Source organism: Photorhabdus heterorhabditis (genome assembly GCF_001280945.1).
In the GTDB taxonomy this organism is placed as follows: domain Bacteria; phylum Pseudomonadota; class Gammaproteobacteria; order Enterobacterales; family Enterobacteriaceae; genus Photorhabdus; species Photorhabdus heterorhabditis.
Map to the genome: position 1 here is coordinate 127,333 of NZ_LJCS01000002.1, position 16,390 is coordinate 143,722.

Annotated in this window: 13 protein-coding genes; 4 read left to right on the plus strand and 9 right to left on the minus strand. The window is 39.0% G+C overall.

Features of this window, described 5'->3' with window-relative positions; translation table 11 throughout:
- Positions 1 to 81: 81 nt before the first annotated feature.
- Both AM629_RS01555 and AM629_RS01560 read right to left on the minus strand, forming a co-directional pair.
- A complete protein-coding gene (locus AM629_RS01555; RefSeq protein WP_054475508.1) occupies positions 82 to 606 on the minus strand; it encodes an acetyltransferase in 525 nt (174 codons plus the stop codon).
- Complete coding sequence (locus AM629_RS01560) at positions 603 to 881, minus strand: type II toxin-antitoxin system TacA family antitoxin (RefSeq protein WP_054475509.1); 279 nt, start codon at positions 879 to 881, stop codon at positions 603 to 605. Before AM629_RS01560 ends, AM629_RS01555 begins: the two co-directional genes overlap by 4 nt.
- 273 nt (positions 882 to 1,154) lie before the next feature.
- On the opposite strand from AM629_RS01560, the gene AM629_RS01565 reads away from it, so the two are divergent.
- Positions 1,155 to 2,141, plus strand: coding sequence for an alpha/beta hydrolase family protein (locus AM629_RS01565; protein ID WP_054475511.1), 987 nt, complete (start codon positions 1,155 to 1,157; stop codon positions 2,139 to 2,141).
- A gap of 135 nt (positions 2,142 to 2,276) precedes the next feature.
- Here AM629_RS01565 and aptA read toward each other — a convergent pair whose 3' ends face one another.
- Positions 2,277 to 3,608 carry an omega-aminotransferase AptA gene (gene aptA, locus AM629_RS01570; RefSeq protein WP_054475513.1) on the minus strand — a complete coding sequence of 444 codons (1,332 nt, stop codon included), beginning with the start codon at positions 3,606 to 3,608 and terminating at the stop codon, positions 2,277 to 2,279.
- 173 nt (positions 3,609 to 3,781) lie between these two features.
- The gene (locus tag AM629_RS01575; protein WP_054475515.1) at positions 3,782 to 4,165 is read right to left on the minus strand and encodes a nuclear transport factor 2 family protein; all 384 of its coding nucleotides are present in this window, start codon (positions 4,163 to 4,165) and stop codon (positions 3,782 to 3,784) included.
- 493 nt (positions 4,166 to 4,658) lie between these two features.
- Between AM629_RS01575 and AM629_RS01580 the strand changes: the two genes are divergently transcribed.
- Positions 4,659 to 5,972: a glycoside hydrolase family 30 protein gene (locus AM629_RS01580; protein ID WP_054475517.1), complete on the plus strand. Its 1,314-nt coding sequence runs from the start codon at positions 4,659 to 4,661 to the stop codon at positions 5,970 to 5,972.
- Positions 5,973 to 6,112: 140 nt separating this feature from the next.
- On the opposite strand, the gene AM629_RS01585 is transcribed toward AM629_RS01580, so the two are convergent.
- Positions 6,113 to 7,294: a XylR family transcriptional regulator gene (locus AM629_RS01585; protein WP_054475518.1), complete on the minus strand. Its 1,182-nt coding sequence runs from the start codon at positions 7,292 to 7,294 to the stop codon at positions 6,113 to 6,115.
- A gap of 277 nt (positions 7,295 to 7,571) precedes the next feature.
- Between AM629_RS01585 and xylA the strand changes: the two genes are divergently transcribed.
- Together xylA and xylB are read left to right on the plus strand one after the other, a co-directional pair.
- Positions 7,572 to 8,891 carry a xylose isomerase gene (gene xylA / locus AM629_RS01590; RefSeq protein ID WP_054475520.1) on the plus strand — a complete coding sequence of 440 codons (1,320 nt, stop codon included), beginning with the start codon at positions 7,572 to 7,574 and terminating at the stop codon, positions 8,889 to 8,891.
- A 35-nt stretch (positions 8,892 to 8,926) separates the two neighbouring features.
- Positions 8,927 to 10,414, plus strand: coding sequence for a xylulokinase (gene xylB / locus AM629_RS01595; RefSeq protein ID WP_054475522.1), 1,488 nt, complete (start codon positions 8,927 to 8,929; stop codon positions 10,412 to 10,414).
- Between the two features lie 196 nt (positions 10,415 to 10,610).
- Here the strand turns inward: xylB and AM629_RS01600 are convergent, their stop codons facing one another.
- The 4 genes from AM629_RS01600 to AM629_RS01615 form a co-directional block, all read right to left on the minus strand.
- Entirely contained in the window at positions 10,611 to 12,209 is a 1,599-nt protein-coding gene (locus AM629_RS01600) for a condensation domain-containing protein (RefSeq protein ID WP_072161781.1), read from the minus strand.
- Between the two features lie 72 nt (positions 12,210 to 12,281).
- Positions 12,282 to 12,830 carry a GNAT family N-acetyltransferase gene (locus AM629_RS01605; protein WP_083451848.1) on the minus strand — a complete coding sequence of 183 codons (549 nt, stop codon included), beginning with the start codon at positions 12,828 to 12,830 and terminating at the stop codon, positions 12,282 to 12,284.
- A 1,226-nt stretch (positions 12,831 to 14,056) separates the two neighbouring features.
- Positions 14,057 to 14,569 carry a phosphopantetheine-binding protein gene (locus AM629_RS01610; RefSeq protein ID WP_149616671.1) on the minus strand — a complete coding sequence of 171 codons (513 nt, stop codon included), beginning with the start codon at positions 14,567 to 14,569 and terminating at the stop codon, positions 14,057 to 14,059.
- 674 nt (positions 14,570 to 15,243) lie between these two features.
- A complete protein-coding gene (locus AM629_RS01615; RefSeq protein ID WP_054475528.1) occupies positions 15,244 to 16,122 on the minus strand; it encodes a PhzF family phenazine biosynthesis protein in 879 nt (292 codons plus the stop codon).
- Positions 16,123 to 16,390: the final 268 nt, after the last annotated feature.

Consider the following 16,390-nt stretch of genomic DNA (forward strand, 5'->3'; position numbering starts at 1 on the left):
ATTGCTTACTGTCCATTCATTGTCTATACAAATGATATTGAAAACATAAAAATGAGAGGATGTATCATGAAGGCATTAGTGTTAGAGCTTCCCCGCTGTAGTCAGCGCTGTATGGATCGTTTTGAATGGTAACAGCAAAGATAGAGGAGCATCTAATAACGAAATAGCACCATAGCTGGTATACCACTGAGCGACACGCTCATTTTTGGCATCAATCAACAATGCCACTCCGCCGGCATGAGCAGCTACCAACAAACAACGCCGCCCAGCTGTAAGCAATAACTGCCCGCCAAGTCCTTGCCCCTGTACTGAAGAATCTACAGCTAGGCGGCCAAGCCGAAATACCGGTACTTCATGTCGAGCCAAACCGCGTTTAATCACTTCAGGCGCTCGTTCGTAAGCAATGGAGGCCGGGCTTAAACTGTAATAGCCCAATATCTTTTTATTACCCCCGCTAACAGCCAGGAAAGTTTTTGCTCCACCTTTCTCATGGCTCTGCCTTGCATGGAGATGTAAAAACTGATTCAGCGCCTCATCACCGCAATTAAAGGAGGTACGATCATGATATTTGCCAATAGCTTCTTCATGCCAAATCGATAGCATCATGATTGTTTCGGCAAGGCAAATGCGGCAGCCATCAATTTGTCATTGGGTGCCGGTGGGTTATCTAAAAGATCCAGAACATGCAAACTATCTCTTTCTGTCAACTCCAGCCGCTCATTCTCGTCGATAATTTTTCGTGCTACTGGCATCACATTGCGGATCACGAACTCAGTCAAGTTGGTATGCTGTAAAGCGGCTGCACGTATTAACAGCGATTTTTCTTCTGAGGCGATACGTAGCGACATACGGTCGTTAGTTTCTACTGGGATCTGAGGCATGGTTAAGCCCTCCTATTTGTACGTATTAAAATTGTACATTAAAGCGTACCGGCCAGCAAGGTATACGCAGTGAAAGTGCTATTCGAACGGATTACACAGAGTTTCTGAGTGCCAACTCTCTCCTCTCATTGAAACCAATTGTTTTTGGGAAAAAGAGTTCAGCTTTGATTAGAAACCTGAAAACGAGGCTTCCATGTTCTTGAAAATAGTTCTCGAAACAATATTCTCACTACTCTATTATCTCAATAAGTTTCGATTAAGGAAAATATCCCTATGCTACGTTCAACCATTCACTATTTTCTCGCTGCACTCAGTACATTTATGCTGATAGCACTTATTCAGAGTGTACAAGCGGCTGGATTTAGCTTGATTGATGTTCCAGCGGACGAACAGGGCCCTGAGATGCATGGGGCTGTCTGGTATCCATGCCAATCACCTGCGGGTCAATTTCAACTTGGGCCATTTACCTTACCTGGGGTGCGTGATTGTGTAGCATCTGGATCAATGTGGTCATTGGTGATTATTTCACATGGAAGTGCGGGATCGTTCTTAGGGCATCACGACACGGCAGAAGCATTGGCTGATGCCGGTTTTGTTGTTGCAGCCATCAATCATCCTGGCGACAATTTTCAGGACGTGTCCGATCAAGGACACTTACGTGTGTTTGTAAATCGTCCAAATGATATAAAACGTCTGATTGATTTCATGACTGGAACATGGCCAGAACATACGCATTTAGCATCAGGAGAAATTGGTTTTTTTGGTTTCTCTCGAGGCGGTTATACAGGTTTAGCCGCAGCAGGAGCTAAACCGGATTATGGGATGGCTGCCAATTTTTGCTTGCGTGATGATTTGCCACTTTGCAAAGAAGCTCGTGAACGAGAATTTCTGGTATTACCTAAAAGTGACATTCGTATAAGAGCTTTCGTGCTTGCCGATCCACTCAATTTGTTCTCGCAAGATGGATTTAAAAGTGTTTCTGCACCAATACAACTATGGGCGTCTGAATTCGGTGGTGATGGTGTGGTACTGAAAGATATAGAATCGATAAGAAATGCCCTGAGATTTGCTCCAGAATTTCATATTGCAAAGAATGCAGGCCATTTTTCTTTTCTTGCCCCGTGCACCATTCGACAAAAACGTGATGTACCAATAATTTGTACAGACCCGGCTGGTTTTGACCGCATAAATTTTCACAAAGAGTTTAATGATGAGGTCATTCAGTTTTTTAAAAGAACGTTACAAAACAAGACGTTTTAGTCATATTTGTACACTATTATTTTTATATTCGCGTTTGGTCGATAAATGGACCACTGTTTTCAATGGTCCGTTTCACTACTGAGCATTTTCGTACCCTTTCATCACCTTATTCTGGGCGGGTTACCCGCCCTATCCTCAGTTAATGTAATGTAAGACTTCACCTACGGCGTCAAAAAGGCGATCCAAATCAGCTCGTTCAGCATTGAACATAGGCCCGAATTGCAGCGTATTGCCGCTAAAGCGGACATAAAAACCCGCTTTCCAAAGCGCTATGCTGGCATCAAAAGGACGCACAACAGCATCACCATCACGGGCCGCCAACTGAATTGCCCCTATCAAGCCACAGTTGCGGACATCAGTCACATTTGGACAGTTTCCGAGAGAATGAAGAGCGATTTCGAAGTGAGGAGCAAGTTCGGCAGAGCGCTGGATAAGATGGTCTTTATCCAGCAGTTCCAAGGTTGCTAGTCCAGCGGCACAGGCTACGGGGTGTGCCGAATAGGTATAACCATGACTGAACTCCACGGCGTGTTCCGGTAGCGGTTGAGACATAAAAGCTTCATAAATTTCACTGCTTGCTACTACACCTCCCAGAGGAATAGCGCCATTGGTAATTTGTTTGGCAAAGTTAAGAATATCTGGTGTCACTCCAAAATATTCAGCCCCCGTCCAGCGCCCCATGCGGCCAAAGCCGGTAATAACCTCGTCAAAAATCAACAAAATATTATGCTGATCGCAAATTTCACGCAAACGCTGTAGATACCCTTTAGGTGGAATAATCGCACCAGCGGAGCCACACACCGGCTCGATAATAACCGCCGCGATATTGGAGGCATCATGCAGTTCAATCAACTTGAGCATTTCATTGGCCAACTCCACGCCGCCGGTTTTCGCCATACCTGGCGTAAATGCCATACCACTCTGTAACGTATGGGGTAAATGATCTACGTCCATCAACTGCCCGAACATTTTGCGGTTATTACCAATCCCCCCCAAACTGGTACCAGCAATATTGACACCATGATAGCCAAGCACACGGCCAATCAGTTTGGTTTTCTCGGGTTGGCCTTTCACACGCCAGTAAGCTCGCGCTATTTTAACTGCGGTGTCTATAGATTCAGAACCTGAACTGGTGAAAAAGACGTGATTGAGATTACCAGGTGTTAAATTGACAATTTTTTCTGCCAGTTGAAACGATAAAGGATGACCGAACTGAAATCCTGGCGAGTAATCGAGCGTACTTAATTGATCAGCAACAGCTTTCTGAATTTCTGTTCGGGTATGACCCGCTCCGCAAGTCCAAAGACCGGACAAACTGTCATAAATCTTGCGCCCTTTATCATCCTTTAGCCATTGTCCCTCAGCTGCGACGATAAGGCGCGGATCGTGTTGGAAATTTCGGTTGCCGCTGAATGGCATCCAGTGAGATTTCAGGTTTAACGATTCAGAAAAACGGGTTTCAGACATAGCTAACTTCCTCTCACAAAAGTAAAATTTGAGTTTAGTGCCCCACCTCTATTTTCGCCAACATATTTAAATACTTTGTATTTACGCACCTATTAATTCGGCTTCAACAGAGTCCAAAAAGAACGCTGTCAGGCTTATGATAGAGACTTGAATTAGCCCCATATCGCTTTGGCTTATGTGTTTTGATGAGTGTGGTAGATTTTGCTGACAATTGTCCACTTACCGTCCACTTTCAAGAGATGGAGGAAATCGGTGAAACGGAAACCAGAAAGGTCGTCCATATCAATACGAGCACTGGCGGCGGTTCCTACAATATCGATACTAACGATGCCAATTTTCGTTTCCGGGGATGGACAGAACGTGTTGTCGATGATGTCAAAAAGCCCCTGAATCGGACCACCAACCAACGTGTTATCGTCATCAACACCAAAAATGGTCGCTTGTTCATTAAAAGCAGGTTTCATCATGTCGCTGTTAGCTTTTGCACAGCCTTCTTTGTACTTGTTTATAACTTCAACGATAGCATTGTATTCCTGAATATAGGTTGGGTTGTTCATGTAATAACTCCTTAATTTAAGGTAAATATGGATGTTGAAAACCGTAAGCCGGAATAGCCATAGCTTTTATATCATACATAAAATAAATTTATAAGTTTTAACGGTCATATTACGAGAATTTAGTACTTTCCTTGCGGTGAATCGATACTGCTCCCGTATAATGACGCATTCCCCATACCCTGTTGTACTTAATATATGTACTTAATATATGTACTTAATACATGTGTGTTGTGTAGTTACGTTTATTTTCTTAAGAGCGGCTTCTACCCTACCCTTTAATTTAATGTAAACATCTATATTATTAACACTATGGTTTATAATCAAAAAATGATCCCGATAAAAGATATGTGATGGAATTCAAAAAAACCAGTTAAGTTAAACCATTTGTGAAATAACGTAATATTAAAACCAAATTAACTGTGCTTAATTGGTTGCAACAAAGAAATAATATTATGTGAATTTACTTATATTTAACAATCGCAGGATATAAAACATGATTAAATTTATTTATACAAATGATAAAGAAAAATGGAAAGAAGAAGAATTTATTACAAAAACAGATAAAAAACCCAATTTAATTATCACTAATAAACGAGGTCGTAAGTTAGACGGATTTGGTGGTTGCTTTAATGAGCTTGGAATGAAATCTTTATTAGAACTAGATAAAGAAAATAGAAAGACCATTTTAGATAAATTATTTTCACCCGATGGAGAGTGCAAATTTACATTAGCCAGAATGCCTATTGGTGCCAGTGATTATGCGGTTTCCTGGTATAGTTTAAATGATATTGAAGATGATTATAGTATGGCACATTTCTCCATTCAAAGAGATAAACGCTTACTCATTCCCTATATAAAAGAAGCTTTAAAAAGACAACCTAACCTAAAAATATCTGCTTCACCGTGGAGTCCCCCTATATGGCTTAAAACTCATCAGGTATATAATTTTGGTAAATTAAAGAGTGATTTTCAAAGCCAGGATGCATATGCTTTATATTTCACGAAATTTGTTGAAGAATATCAGAAAGAAGACATTGCAATTGCTCAAATTCATATTCAAAATGAAGTTGCCGCAGATCAAAAGTTCCCTTCTTGTGTGTGGAGTGGTGAACAATTAAGAGATTTTATAAAGAAATACCTTGGTCCTAAATTCGAACAAAATAATATAAAAACTGAAATTTGGTTAGGCACAATTAATGCACCAGAATTCTCCAAAGAAGTTGGACAGGATTATGATGATTACGCAAACTGTGTATTGCGTGATGCAGACGCCTATAAATATATAAAAGGTGTTGGTTATCAATGGCAAGGAAAAAATGCTATTCAAAGGACAGTACAAAGCTACCCAGAATTAAAATATTATCAAACTGAAAATGAATGTGGTAATGGTCATAATAGTTGGGAATATTCCCATTATATATTTACACTTTTCAGACATTATTTAACTAATGGTGCTAATGGTTATTTGTACTGGAATATGGTGCTGCATTCAGGTGGAGAAAGTAGTTGGGGTTGGCAACAGAATAGCATGATAAGTATTCCCAAAGGAACAAACGAAGTAATATATAATCCCGAGTATTATGTCATGCGCCATTTTTCTGGTTTAATTTTACCTGATGCGGAACATGTTGAGTTAGAAGGTAATATGTCAGGAAATTCTGTCGCTTTCGAGAATAAAGATGGATCTATTGTAGTTAATGTAAATAACGCGCATAAAGAAAAACAACCACTAAATATAAATTATAACAATGATGTTTGGCATATTTGCTTAGAGCCTAACTCTATTAATTCTATTATTTTTAGCTAAGTTATTATTTGCTTGGTCTATTTTATCAGATGATTTAGATATACTGAGATATACACCATGGGAATGGCAAAAATATCTAATTAAAAACCATCCTGTTAATTTAACGGATGGTTTATTACATTAAAAATGTCATTTAACGTTTAAATTTTTTTAATAATTTTATATCTGTTCCGATATTCTTTAGGTGTTATATTATAATTTCTTTTAAACATAGAGTAAAAGTAATGTAAAGAAGAATATCCACAAATACTGGCAATTTCACTTATTGGAATAGAGGTATCTGTTAAAAGATTTTTGACTTTATCTAATTTATTATTATGAATGATAGTATGAATTGTTTGCCCAAACTCACTTTTAAAACGGCTTTCAAGATTAGAACGTGACATGCCCACAGCATCAATAACTTGTTCAACTTTTATCCCTTTACAAGCATTATGGCGAATATAGTGCATTGCCTGAATGACAGCGGGATCTTTTAATGCACGAAAATCTGTCGATTGTCTTGCAATAACTTTTAAAGGTGGAATTAACTGACGATGATATTTTTTAGGCGCATAACCATCAAGCAGCCGATGAAGTAATTTTGCAGCCTGATAGCCCATTTGTTGTGTACCTTGCACAACGGAAGATAGTCCAGTACGTGAAAGAAAACGGGCTATTTCTTCATTATCGATACCTATAACACAGACTTTATCAGGAATAAGAATATCCAAATGTTCACATGCTGCTAAAATATGTCTGGCTCTTGCATCTGTTACCGCGATAATTCCTATATTTGAGGGTAAAATTTGGAGCCAATCTTTTAATCTATTTTGTGCGTAAAACCAGTTTTCTGGCGTTATCTCCATTCCCTGATATACAATACCTTGATATTTTTCTTTTTCAACCAATTGCCGAAAAGCATATTCACGTTCTATTGCCCATCGTTTACCACTAGCTGGCGGTAAACCATAAAATGCAAAACGTTTAATACCCTTAGCTTTTAAATGATTAAACGCACTCGCTATTAAAGCAAAGTTATTTGTCGCAATATAATGCGCCGCAGGATAATGATTTTCCTGGTGATAAGAACCACCAATACCAACAACAGGAATGTCTAAGTGACTGAAAAAACGTTGAATTTCCATATCATCAAAATCAGCAATAATTCCATCACTCTGCAAGGTTTTCAAGCCATTTAATTTAGTGGTGAAATCTTCCTCAATGAAAATATCCCAATTACATTGAGATGCCTGTAAATATCCCCCTATTCCTTCTATCACTTGACGATCATAAGCTTTATTGGCGTTGAATAATAATGTTATGTGATAGCGTCTAGGCATTGTTGGTGACCTTGAAGATTAAAATTGAATATATACAGTGTGAATCATAATTATTTTTCTATTTTCAGGATTAAATTAATGCCAAATTATGAGATAAATCACACAATTAACAATAATCTTAATGAAGAAATAAAATAACACAATTGAAAAAATAGCAGTTGATAAACAAAATTTTATACACTCACGTATGTCTATGATAACTCTGTGACCAGGGTAAGTGAAAACAGCCAACAAAGAGGCAACTTGAAAGATAACGGGTATATAGATAGAGGTTGATATGCACCAGTATTTTAAGAAAATCAATAGAATTAGTTATGAAGGTAGGCAAAGCAATAATCCATTAGCTTTCCGCCACTATAATCCTGAAGAGATTATTCTGGGTAAAAAAATGAAAGATCATCTACGTTTTGCTGCTTGCTATTGGCATAACTTCTGCTGGAATGGTTCCGATATGTTTGGTTCTGGCGCCTTTGAACGTTTTTGGCAAAAAGGAGGTAATGCCTTAGAACGAGCTAAACTTAAAGCGGATGTTGCTTTTGAGTTTTTCTACAAGCTGAATATTCCTTTTTATTGTTTCCATGATATTGATGTCTCCCCTGAAGGTTATTCCTTAAAAGAATATATTTATAATTTGAATGTCATGTCCGATATTCTTGCCAACAAACAAGAGCTGACCGGTGTTAAGTTATTATGGGGAACGGCAAATTGTTTTACCCATCCGCGTTATGCTGCCGGTGCATCAACTAACCCCGATCCAAATATTTTCGCTTATGCATCAGCACAGGTATGTCAAGCCATGCAAATAACTAAAAAATTGGCTGGTGAAAACTATGTACTCTGGGGAGGACGTGAAGGTTATGAAAGTTTGCTCAATACAGATTTACGCCAGGAAAGAGAACAGATCGGTCGTTTTATGCAAATGGTTGTAGATTATAAATATAAAATTGGTTTTCAGGGCACCTTGCTTATTGAACCTAAACCCCAGGAGCCAACTAAACACCAATATGATTATGACGTAGCGACAGTTTACGGTTTTCTAAAACAGTTTGGCTTGGAAAACGAAATTAAGCTGAATATTGAAGCCAACCATGCCACATTAGCCGGGCACTCATTTCAACATGAAGTTGCGACAGCAATTGCATTAGGTCTATTTGGTTCTATTGATGCAAATCGCGGGGATGCTCAACTTGGTTGGGATACCGATCAGTTTCCCCATAGTGTAGAAGAAAATTCGCTCGTGATGTATGAAATATTAAAATCCGGTGGCTTTACAACAGGCGGTTTAAATTTTGATGCAAAAGTTCGCCGCCAAAGTATCGATATTGAAGATCTATTCTATGGACATATCGGTGCAATTGACACGATGGCCTTATCATTAAAAAATGCCATGAAAATATTATCAGACGGTAAATTAGATAAATATATCGCTCAACGTTATTCCGGTTGGCATAGTGAATTAGGTAAAAATATTCTTAAAGGAAGAATGACGCTTGATGAAGTTGCTGATTATGCAGAAAGACTGACACAAGAACCTAAACATCAAAGTGGGCAACAGGAATGGCTGGAAAATCTTATTAATCGTTATATTCATGGTTAAATGAATCGACAGATAATGGGAATGAAAGGTGGACTATGTACATTGGTATTGATTTAGGAACATCAAGTATAAAAGCGGTACGATTGAATGAAGAAGGAAAAATCATTGATATCGCGAGTGAGCAGTTATCAATTTCTCATCCACATCCACTTTATTCGGAACAAGAACCTTCAGAATGGTGGCATAAAACTGAGATAGTTATTCAAAAATTATCTCAAAGAAACTCCCTTCAATCAGTGAAAGCCATTGGCTTAACTGGGCAAATGCATGGCGCTGTTTTACTAAATAAAAATTATCACGTTTTGCATCCAGCGATTCTCTGGAACGACAGACGTTGTACAAAAGAATGCGAAGAAATTATGCATCTTGTTCCTGATGCACAAGAGATTACAGGTAATATAATGATGCCTGGTTTTACGGCACCTAAAATAAAATGGATAGCCAAACATAAACCAGAAATTTATACGGAAATTGATAAGGTTTTATTACCGAAAGATTTTTTGCGGTTTAAAATGTGCGGTAATTTTGCAACAGATATGTCTGACGCCTCAGGTACAATGTGGCTTGATGTTGCCAAAAGAGACTGGAGTGATAAGTTACTTGATGCAACTGGATTAAATCGTTCTCATATGCCCTATTTATTTGAGGGTAATGAAATAACGGGTACGTTATTACCTGACGTGGCTAAACGTTGGGGAATGCCAATTGTACCGGTTATTGCCGGCGGAGGAGATAATGCTGCCGGCGCTTTAGGTGTCGGATTATACCGATCTGGGCAAGCAATGCTGTCTCTTGGTAGTTCCGGGGTTTATTTTGTTGTGAATAATGGGTTTTATTCTTCACAAAATGCAGTACATAGTTTTTGCCATATTCTACCTAATTCATGGCATTTAATGTCTGTTATGTTGAATGCGGCAAATTGTCTGGATTGGGTTGCAGAAATAACGCATCATTCTTCAGTATCGATTATGCTAGACACCATTGAATCTCAGACAGATATTAATATCGCTTCTCCTATTTTTCTCCCCTATTTATCAGGCGAAAGGACACCACATAATGATTCAAATGCTAAAGGTCTATTTTGGGGATTAACTCATCAACATAAAAGAATCGATTTTTGTCGAGCGGTATTAGAGGGAATTAGTTTTGGTCTGGCTGATGGTATAGATGCCCTTCACAAAGTTAAGGCAGGAGTGACACCAGAGAAAATTACCTTGATTGGTGGTGGTGCTCGTAGTCCATATTGGCGGCAAATGTTAGCGGATGTGACCGGGCAAGTTTTAGAATTTAGGTTAGGAGGTGATGTCGGGCCAGCATTAGGTGCAGCTCGTTTGGCACAAATTGCTCTCAATCCATTTTTATCGTTAAAGGAACTACTACCGGAATTACCTTTAGAACACGTAGTGCGGCCCAATGAGAAACATTATGAAATTTATCAAGAAAGAAGACAGTCATTTAGTAAAATTTATCAGGCATTGAAATCGATTTATCTCCCGGAACGACATAATGGTACGACATTCTGACATCATTGCCGCTCACTTATTGAGCTCAGTGAATCGACTTGGGTAATGAAAATGTATATATACCCAATAGATTTCAAATTGCAACGCAGCCAACAAAGCAGCCGCTTGAAAGATGAAGGGTATAAATCGAATCAAATACTGGTGTAATCATTGGGCGATATTCTGGAGAGTAACCAAGAACCCTAACTAAACTGTATTAGTTCAGATAAGAGGTGTCTGTTTCATCAAGCTGGTTGATATTCCACATCGTCTGTTGCAGTGAACTTAATGAATAGCTTCTCTCTCCATGTTGATTTTCTTCCACTTCTTCTGACTGAGTCGGCTTCCCTAATTGAATATCCTGAAAAAAAACAATTCTTGGCTGCTTAAGAAAGTCTGATACTTTCAGGTTCAAACCAAATTGCTCATTAATTTCAGCAATCAGCCTTACCGCAGATATGGAACTCGCCCCTGATGCATAAAACGGCCTATCTCCGCAGGCTGTCACATGTTGTCTAAATCGCCCCAGCAATGTACTGTCTGGCTGAAATGTTCCTGTCGTTAACGGTGTAAACTTTCTATAAAGCTCTCGATTTGTGATATCCAAATGGCCGTTCGTATCAACAGCTTTCTGCGCCACTTCAATAATCATTTGGCATACAACAGCCACATAGTCACGGTTAAAAATAGTGGTGTCGTATGTTATACAGACAGAAAAACAGGCATGCTCTTTTGAGAACAGCACATTCAGCGGAAATTTAGATCCACCAGCAGATATCACTTCCCATGCAAGTGTGGCTAATTTATTTTTCGATTTCTCGGCAAAGCTGGTAAAAATATGAAATGGATTTTCTCCTCCCCAGCCTTTTTCCAGCATACCTTTGCGCAATGCCTGAAACGGATAATGTCCATATTCAAGAATATCGATAGTCTTTTCTAACACTATTTCTATAACATCAGTGAATCTTGTCGCTTTCGACAGATCGAGCGGAAGGAATGTCGTATTAGCAAAACATCCTATACCTTCATCTTCTTCCTGACGGGCATTGGTCACTGTTCCCAGGAGAACTTTATCTGAATGTTGTAGTGATGAAATAACAATCGCAAGGCAGCTGTTGAGAAAAATTGCCGGAGTAGCGCCCTCTTCCTTGCAGAATTGGGTTATTTTATCTGACAGTTCCTGAGTGAATATTAAATCGTAGCGCCAGTCTGACGAAGGTGCATCTTTAGATTCAGGTGCTTTGAATCTAATTGCTTCATATGAATGTATTGACTGATACCAAAAGTCAAAAAGTGAGTGCTCAATTTCTTTGTTAGGTGATGAGTTTAACCTGACAGCAGGTGATTTGTCGTGCCCTTGAAAAATAAGGTCGAGATCTGTCATCAATTCTTCAAGCCCTTGCTGGTCAATGAGAATATGATGAAAAAGCAGTGCAAGTTCAATGCCAGCGTTTTCCAGATAAAATAGCCCAATCCGAAATAAAGGATCGTCATCGACCTTAATAGGCTGTTGGAGATATTTCAGTAACGCCTGCTCTCTTTTCTCTTCCTGATTAAATTTATATTGTTCTATTGTCGCGTTTTCGGCAGTAAAAAATGTCATGCCTTGATCAAACGACAATTTAGAAAAAATATTTGGATGCCGTGCTATCCACTGATTTAGTGCGCTTAATATCTTGCTTATATCATACACACATTGTATCGACACCTTGACCGGAATTAAGTACTTCGTGTGGGTCTCATCTAATTGAGAGGCCAAATGAAAATTTTGTTGGTAGCTATTAACTGGATAACGCGTTGTATCGTACATAAGCATTCACATAGTTTGTTTAAGAATGAGTTGTGCCACCCTCAATACAGAGGGTTTTATTTTCTTGATTTTGTTTTTTTATGTTAATGCGGACTGATACATACATTTACTATATATTGCAGTATCGTCTATTTCTCCAGATGGTAGCCTTCGTTCGCATTTTAGAATGCCTTCTAGTTGATAATTATTTCTTTCTGCGACCTTCCGACTTTCCATATTACAAGCTGCCATACGAATTTCGATTCTTTTGGCTTTAAGATTTTCGAAAGCATATCTTTCTAAGAGTTTCACACCGTCACTGACATAGCCCAAGCCTACAGCATCACGACATAGCCAATATCCCATTTCGAAGAATGGGATTGATTTATCACGGACAATAAGCCCCAGTGCGCCAAGAAATCGATTATCAGCTAACCGAATAATGGAAAATCGCAATTCACTTTCACATTTATTAAAATTTTCCACCGCTTCCTTCATATTCTCGATAAAACTTTCTTCATCCGTGATGGCTTTTACCCAAGGCATATAACGAGAAAGGTGCTCTCTATTTTCTTTAATTGCGGAATACATTGTGTCAGCAAGGTCGATTGTAGGTTCAACCAGCATAATTCTTTCATTTTTCAGCATAATCAGCTCTCCCTTTCATCATCCTTTAGCAATGATACCGCTTGCAGTCGCACATAAACCGCCCCTCTCGCTATAGAGATGTGCTGACGCAAAAATCATTGTCCGAGTTTTTCTGTCTATCCGTGCTTTCACATGACTAAACTGACCGCGAATGATCTGCATCATTTTGATATCAAGAGCAACGACACCAGATGGTGTGCAACCGAATCCAATAAATCCAGAGATGCCAAGAGCTGATTCTAACCCATTAACACCTGAAAGTTTCTATGAATAACAATTTCATAATGTAATTACTTCATGAAACTAAGCAGTTAGCAATAATTAGCTTCATACTGAAATTGTGATGCAAGATAAAATCTTGCTTGATATTTTTCCTCTGTTTTCTTCTTTTTTTGTGATATTAGTCACACTAAGAATTAATATTAATAATAAATTTCCCATAAATTAACATATGGATAAAATATGCCGTTCATTATGGCGCATAGCCAATATAATTTTTTCGATCTTAAAAATATTTAATATATCACATGGGAATAAATGAATGATCTTTATTTAAACAACTGTGGCTTTCTGTACATATTTATCAGCATTAAATGCTGCCTAATTTGATGATAATGATTCAAACAGGTATTTCATCAATCGAATGTGTATAAGTTTAACAAGTAAAAATTAAATTATTTGAGTTAAATGCTCTGTTAGTATTTCCGTTAAAGTAGATCACCAATCAATGAAAAAACATTATCGTATTATTCATAGACCTAACAATGAAATATTCTTTTCCCTAAATCTTTTTATTTTCTTAATTTAATTCTGATCACTTTTGCTTAGATCAGAAAAACCCCAAAATTCAGGTTTTTTTCTGGCAGTTAATTCTGTTTGGAAATTTCTGTTTTTTACGTGGGGACCCTCCTGCCACCACAAACTGCCTTTATATGCTACTGCTGATATATGCAGTTGTCAATTTATTAAACCAGGTGGTATTTATGTAGAAGCATATTATTGATTTGATTTATTAGAATAACGAATAACTTTAAAACCTAAACTCCTGTTTATTTATTTCATCACTATTACTGATAATTTGAACATAATAAGCTTATTTAATAAAACGATTTTTAAGTGCCTTCAATAAGCCCCCGCCAGTTCTATCATAATGAGCAAAGGCTTTTTAGACAATTTAGGGAAAGCGGTGTTTTCGTACCTTGCTTTCCCTCTATATTATTGATGATTTACGCCATTGTTACTTCAAATGTCTTTTCCAGCGACTTTAGCAGCATGGCGATGGTTTTATGTCTGAAAACATCCCTAATCCTTACTTTCATTTGATCCGGCATTTGAGCATTCATCTTTGCAACCAACCGGACAACGGATAAAGAGTTACCACCGATGTGAAAGAAATTATCATTGATGCCTACCCGCTCTACACCCAATACTGCTTGCCAGATTTGACACAGCTTACGCTCTATCTCTTTCACGGGTGCCTCGTAGTCACCATTTCTGACTTCTCCCTGCGCCGGCAAGCCTTTGCGGTCCAATTTGCCGTTTATCGTCAACGGTAACTTTTCCAGCGTAATAAACATATTCGGAACCATGTACTCCGGCAAAACCTTCACCAACGCATCACGCAGGCTCGATTCTGATTGCCCTTTTCCCGGTGTCGGTACGATATACGCAATTAAGTGGCTACTCGCTCCATTTCCATGGGCAATTACCACTGCCTGCTGTACGTCGTCTAGGTCCATCAGCGTATTCTCTATCTCTCCCGGTTCGATCCGAAATCCGCGGATTTTTAGCTGGCAGTCATTTCTTCCCAAATATTCCAGCTCACCGTCACCTCGCCAGCGAACCAGATCACCCGTTTTATAGAGTCGTGTATACCCTTTTTCTTTGTCATGTTCATCGGCAAAAGGGTTTGCGACAAATCGTTGAGTACTTAATTCCTCACGAGAGCCAATCCAATACCACCAAGATAAAGCTCTCCCGGCGCGCCCAATGTTAGAACTACACGAGCCTTCGTATCACGCAGCATAAACTTGGCTCGTTCTGGCGATACCGGCAGCCTTTAAAATCATCCACATTGCATTTGCTTGATAGGATATCCTGATCACTGCTTTCACGAGCCGAGTTGTTAACTGCCATTATTTCATCCTTAGACAATATACCTGTTATCTTTCAAGTTGGCGGCACTCACTCACCCCGGTCACAGAGTTAGCTATGCTCCCGGGGCTCCCGGGAATTTGCTCCCTAGTCGTCGCGATGTATCTTGAAATCTATTGGGTATAACTTAAATAAATCAAACCTTTAGTTATAACAAACATGAAAAGCTAGAATAATCTAGCTTTTTGAAAATATTCATAATTCTGTATTACATTAAACATGCTTAAATTAGAACTGGTCTTATTCGCTCATATTTGTTTCAGAATGCAATTGTGCCGTCAATACAGGTAACGGCACTTCCGCCTACAAAAATCTTGCCTCCACGCTGAACGAGCGATAACAACCCTTCACGACCCAGTTTTGCACCCTGTGAAGAGATCACGGCCACACCTTCTGGTGGCATAACATGATGGTGACGCATAAACGCCGCAACGCTGCCATTTCCACTACCACAAACCGGATCTTCATTTACACCACAAGCAGGGGCAAAAGAGCGAACTTCAATGTGCGCCTCCATGCCTTCCGGGTACGAACCATAGATACAAATTCCGGTGCAATTCATTTCAATGTCGTGAGCTTTTAAGCGGCTGAAATCGGGCTGTGCAGCGAGCACTGTTTCTGCATCAGGAGTACAGGCAACTATCCATCTGGCACCAACATCAACTAATGCTGGCGTTAATTCATCATTGATCGAACAACTAAGAATATCTTCAAGGCGACTGATTTGTTCTCTGCTAAGTAACGTGATTTTCGGATCTGGTAACTCAAATGAGATTGACCGTTCACCATTTTCCATTTCACTAACATTTAGGGTAATCAAGCCTGCGTCGCATTCCTGAATTAAACGCCCATCTGTTACTGAGATAACGCCAGCTTCAAGCAATGCATGTGCGGTACCAATAGTGGGATGACCCGCAAAAGGTAACTCACTTCCTGGTGTAAATATACGAACCCGATAATCAGCCGCCGAATCTATTGTTGGAAGGACAAAAGTGGTTTCGGAAAGATTGGTCCAACGGGCGATACTTTGCATTTGCTCCGTCGAAAGCTCAGAAGCATTCATAACAACCGCAACGGGATTTCCTTTAAATCGTTTTGAAGTAAAAACGTCAACTTGTTTAAAAGGTACACTAGACATAGAATTTCCTGTTTTTCTGAATTAACTTAAACCCTGACCCCAAAAAGAATAACACAGTAGTCAGTCTCATATTTATATGGTTTCATGCTACTCTGAGTTTCCAGATAAATACAGAACTATACCCAATAGATTTCAAGTTGCAGGGCGGCGGCAAGTGAACGCAGCCAACAAAGCAGCAGCTTGAAAGATGAAGGGTATAAAAATTTAGGTTTATTCGACAATAAAGATAGCGAAATAACAATTTATTATTTCGCTACTGATACGAAGT

Coding starts and splice junctions, on each gene's coding strand:
- AM629_RS01565 (WP_054475511.1), top strand. CDS start 1,155: ATGCTACGTTCAACCATTCACTATTTTCTCGCTGCACTCAGTACATTT.
- AM629_RS01585 (WP_054475518.1), bottom strand. CDS start 7,294: ATGCCTAGACGCTATCACATAACATTATTATTCAACGCCAATAAAGCT.
- xylB (WP_054475522.1), top strand. CDS start 8,927: ATGTACATTGGTATTGATTTAGGAACATCAAGTATAAAAGCGGTACGA.
- AM629_RS01560 (WP_054475509.1), bottom strand. CDS start 881: ATGCCTCAGATCCCAGTAGAAACTAACGACCGTATGTCGCTACGTATC.
- AM629_RS01615 (WP_054475528.1), bottom strand. CDS start 16,122: ATGTCTAGTGTACCTTTTAAACAAGTTGACGTTTTTACTTCAAAACGA.
- AM629_RS01600 (WP_072161781.1), bottom strand. CDS start 12,209: ATGCTTATGTACGATACAACGCGTTATCCAGTTAATAGCTACCAACAA.
- AM629_RS01575 (WP_054475515.1), bottom strand. CDS start 4,165: ATGAACAACCCAACCTATATTCAGGAATACAATGCTATCGTTGAAGTT.
- AM629_RS01610 (WP_149616671.1), bottom strand. CDS start 14,569: ATGGACCTAGACGACGTACAGCAGGCAGTGGTAATTGCCCATGGAAAT.
- xylA (WP_054475520.1), top strand. CDS start 7,572: ATGCACCAGTATTTTAAGAAAATCAATAGAATTAGTTATGAAGGTAGG.
- AM629_RS01580 (WP_054475517.1), top strand. CDS start 4,659: ATGATTAAATTTATTTATACAAATGATAAAGAAAAATGGAAAGAAGAA.
- AM629_RS01605 (WP_083451848.1), bottom strand. CDS start 12,830: ATGCTGAAAAATGAAAGAATTATGCTGGTTGAACCTACAATCGACCTT.
- aptA (WP_054475513.1), bottom strand. CDS start 3,608: ATGTCTGAAACCCGTTTTTCTGAATCGTTAAACCTGAAATCTCACTGG.
- AM629_RS01555 (WP_054475508.1), bottom strand. CDS start 606: ATGATGCTATCGATTTGGCATGAAGAAGCTATTGGCAAATATCATGAT.